Below are 1,077 nucleotides of genomic sequence, written 5' to 3'. Positions count from 1 at the left end.
GTGGCTGCCCATTGTACCTGCCATTGTAGCACGTGTGTGGCCCAGGACGTAAGGGCCGTGATGATTTGACGTCATCCCCACCTTCCTCACGGTTTGCACCGGCAGTCTCGTTAGAGTTCCCATCTTTACATGCTGGCAACTAACGACAGGGGTTGCGCTCGTTATAGGACTTAACCTGACACCTCACGGCACGAGCTGACGACAACCATGCAGCACCTTGCAGTCTGTCCGAAGAAGGGGGTGTTTCCACCCCTGTCAGACTACATTTAAGCCCTGGTAAGGTTCCTCGCGTATCATCGAATTAAACCACATGCTCCACCGCTTGTGCGGGCCCCCGTCAATTCCTTTGAGTTTCATTCTTGCGAACGTACTCCCCAGGTGGGATACTTATCACTTTCGCTTGGCCACCCAGCCTACCAATGCAGGCCGGACAGCTAGTATCCATCGTTTACGGCGTGGACTACCAGGGTATCTAATCCTGTTCGCTCCCCACGCTTTCGTCCATCAGCGTCAATATAGTGTTAGTGACCTGCCTTCGCAATCGGTATTCTATGTAATATCTAAGCATTTCACCGCTACACTACATATTCTAGCCACTTCACACTAATTCAAGGCGACCAGTATCAATGGCAGTCCTACAGTTGAGCTGCAGAATTTCACCACTGACTTAGACGCCCGCCTACGGACCCTTTAAACCCAATGATTCCGGATAACGCTCGGACCCTCCGTATTACCGCGGCTGCTGGCACGGAGTTAGCCGGTCCTTATTCGTACGGTACCGTCAAGCCCCCACACGTGGGGGTGTTTCTTCCCGTAAAAAAGCAGTTTACAACCCATAGGGCAGTCTTCCTGCACGCGGCATGGCTGGATCAGGCTCCCGCCCATTGTCCAATATTCCTCACTGCTGCCTCCCGTAGGAGTCTGGTCCGTGTCTCAGTACCAGTGTGGGGGATCCCCCTCTCAGGGCCCCTACCCATCGTAGCCTTGGTATGCCGTTACCATACCAACTAGCTAATGGGACGCATGCCCATCTATTGCCGATAAATCTTTACCATACTTCAAATGCTATCTGTATGG

The 1,077-nt window shown here is 52.8% G+C and carries 1 rRNA gene; it reads right to left on the bottom strand.

What is annotated here, in order from left to right:
• Positions 1-1,077: ribosomal RNA gene (locus AC58DT_RS15625) — 16S ribosomal RNA — on the bottom strand; the annotation flags it as partial.

Source organism: Aequorivita sp. CRS11, from assembly GCF_059693805.1.
This window is presented reverse-complemented; position numbering and strand designations above follow the sequence as displayed.